The sequence below is a fragment of the Streptomyces sp. NPDC055078 genome, from assembly GCF_053607985.1.
The window spans coordinates 1-2,520 of the sequence record NZ_JBSGUP010000911.1 but is presented as its reverse complement, the minus strand read 5'-3'; the positions used below and the strand labels follow the sequence as shown (position 1 = coordinate 2,520).

At 70.0% G+C, this 2,520-nt stretch carries 2 protein-coding genes; one reads left to right on the top strand and one right to left on the bottom strand.

All coding sequences use genetic code 11. The features are described from left to right. The first annotated feature begins 323 nt into the window (after nt 1-323). Nucleotides 324-1,088, top strand: coding sequence for a TetR/AcrR family transcriptional regulator (locus ACWF94_RS38490; RefSeq protein ID WP_453499623.1), 765 nt, complete (start codon nt 324-326; stop codon nt 1,086-1,088). Between the two features lie 153 nt (nt 1,089-1,241). Here the strand turns inward: ACWF94_RS38490 and ACWF94_RS38485 are convergent. Further along, a partial coding sequence (locus ACWF94_RS38485; protein ID WP_453499621.1) for an MFS transporter occupies nt 1,242-2,520 on the bottom strand: 1,279 nt, incomplete at its 5' end.

Below are 2,520 nucleotides of genomic sequence, written 5' to 3'. Positions count from 1 at the left end.
CGCCGCGCTCGCGGCTGCGGGCAGCGAGGGTGAACGGGAGCGGATCTCCGACGCCTTCGCCTCCGGTCTTGAGACAAGCCAGCTGGTCGGGGCGGTGGCGGTGCTCGCCGGTGGGCTGCTGGCCGCGCTGCTGCTGAGGCGGGCGGAGCGGGCAGACTCCACCAGGACGGCGGCATAGCATCGGGACCAGGTGAAAGTTCCCATTCCGGCGCTGCCGGGCCTTCGGGAGGCACCCTGGTCCATGGGCGAGGCGGCCGGTGCGATGGTGAGTGCGGCGAGGAGGGTGGCGTGATGGTGGTGGATACGGCGAGGAGGGTGGCGCGATGGTGAGTGCGGCCGACCGCGCGAAGGGGCCCGTGCGGACCAGTGTGTGGCTGGACGGCAAGGAGGAGCGCGGTCACAAGCAGGGGCACTCCTCCGGGCTCGACCGCGCCAGGATCGTCGACGCGGCCGTACGGCTCCTGGACGCGGATGGCGCGGCCCGGTTCTCGATGCGGCGGCTGGCGGGCGAGCTGAATGTCACCGCGATGTCGGTCTACTGGTACGTGGACACCAAGGACGACCTGCTGGAACTGGCCCTGGACTCCGTCCTCGGCACCATCCGGCTGCCGGATGTGAGCGACCCGGAGCGGTGGCGCGAGCAGCTCCGCACCCTCGCGGCCGAGTACCGGGGCGTACTGGTCCGGCACCCCTGGGTGTCACGGCTGGCCGGCACCTTCCTCAATATCGGGCCCCACTCGATGGCCTTCTCGCTGACCGTGCAGCAGGTGATGCGGAGCACCGGGCTGCCGCCGCACGGGCAGATGGGCGGGCTGGCGGCGGTGTTCCAGTTCGTTTACGGGTTCGGCACGATGGAAGGGCACTTCATCCAGCGGTGCCGCGCCTCCGGGATGACGCAGGACGAGTACTACCAGCAGGCGATGGGGGCGGTGACCTCGCAGTCGGACTTCGGGGAGTTCCTGACCAGCTCGACAAAGATCATGGAAGCGCGGGGCGGGGACACGGTGGCGGAGATGCGTGAGCGGGACTTCGAGTTCGCGCTGGACCTGCTGGTGGCGGGGATCGAGGCGATGGCCGGCCGGGAGTAGCCCGGTGCCCTGCCCTGCCCTGCGCTTCCCGCCCTGCGTCCGCTGCGCTGTCTCGCCCGCTCTGTGCTTCCCGCCCTGTCCCTCCGGCCTTGTCCCTCCTGCCCTGCCTCCTCTGCCGCTCTTTCCCGGCCCCTTCCGCCCGACCCCTTCCGCTCATGCGTCGGAGAGCGAGGACTCCCGGACCGTATGGCTCCTGAGTGCGACCTCCTTGATGAAGAGAATCGCCAGGAAGGAGAGGAGGGCCAGCGGCGCGGAGTAGAGGAAGACATCGCCGATCCCGTGCCCGTACGCCCCCTCCACCACCGTACGCAGCGGCTCCGGCAGCGCCGCCAGATCCGGTATGCCGCCCTCGGCGGTGCCGCTGCCCAGCGCCGCGCCCCTGGGGCCCAGTTCCGCGAGCCCGTGCTCCGTATGCTGGGAGACCCGGCTGCCCAGCAGTGCGCCGAGGGCGGAGACGCCGACCGCGCCGCCCAGGGAACGGAAGAAGGTCACCATCGAGGAAGCCGCGCCGAGGTCCTGGGCGGCCACCTGGTTCTGGGTGGCGAGGACGAGGTTCTGCATCATCATGCCGAGGCCGAGGCCCATGACCGTCATATAGACGGCCAGGTGCCAGTACTCGGTGTCGTAGCGCATCGTGCCGAGCAGTCCGAGGCCCGCTGTCACCAGTACGGCACCGCTGACCAGCCAGAACTTCCAGCGGCCGGTGCGGGTGATGATCTGCCCTGAGACGGTGGAGGAGACGAACAGGCCCGCTATCAGGGGGATGGTCATCACCCCGGACATCGTCGGGGACTGGCCGCGCGCGAGCTGGAAGTACTGGCTGAAGAACACCGTGCCGCTGAACATCGAGACACCGACGAAGAGGGACGCCAGCGAGGTGAGCGCGATGGTGCGGTTGCGGAACAGCCGCAGCGGGATGACCGGGTCGCTCGCGCGGGTCTCGACGTAGAGGAAGGCCGAGCCGAGGACCAGCGCCCCACCGACCATCGCGAACGTCTGCCAGGACGCCCACGCGTACTTGTCACCCGCGAACGTCACCCAGATCAGCACCAGTGACACCGCCGTGCTGATGAGGAACGCGCCGGTCCAGTCGATCCGCACCTTCCGCCCCTGGCCTTCGGCATGGGGGACCCCGACTGCGGGCAGCTTCAGCGTCTTCTGGATCACCAGCGTCGCGATCAGGGCGAAGGGGACGCCGACGTAGAAGCACCAGCGCCAGCCGAGCCAGTCGGTGTCGGTGATCACCCCGCCGAGCAGCGGACCGCCGACGGTTGCGACCGCGAAGGTCGCGCCGAAGTAGCCGCTGTAGCGGCCACGCTCGCGCGGGGAGACCATCGCCGCCATGATGACCTGTCCGAGGGCGCTGAGGCCGCCGACGCCGATGCCCTGGACGACCCGGCAGGCGATGAGCATGGCCGGGCTCTGCGCGAGT

Bases quoted from the DNA above. Each gene is read 5' to 3' on its own strand.
- ACWF94_RS38490 (WP_453499623.1), top strand. From the start codon at position 324: ATGGTGAGTGCGGCCGACCGCGCGAAGGGGCCCGTGCGGACCAGTGTG.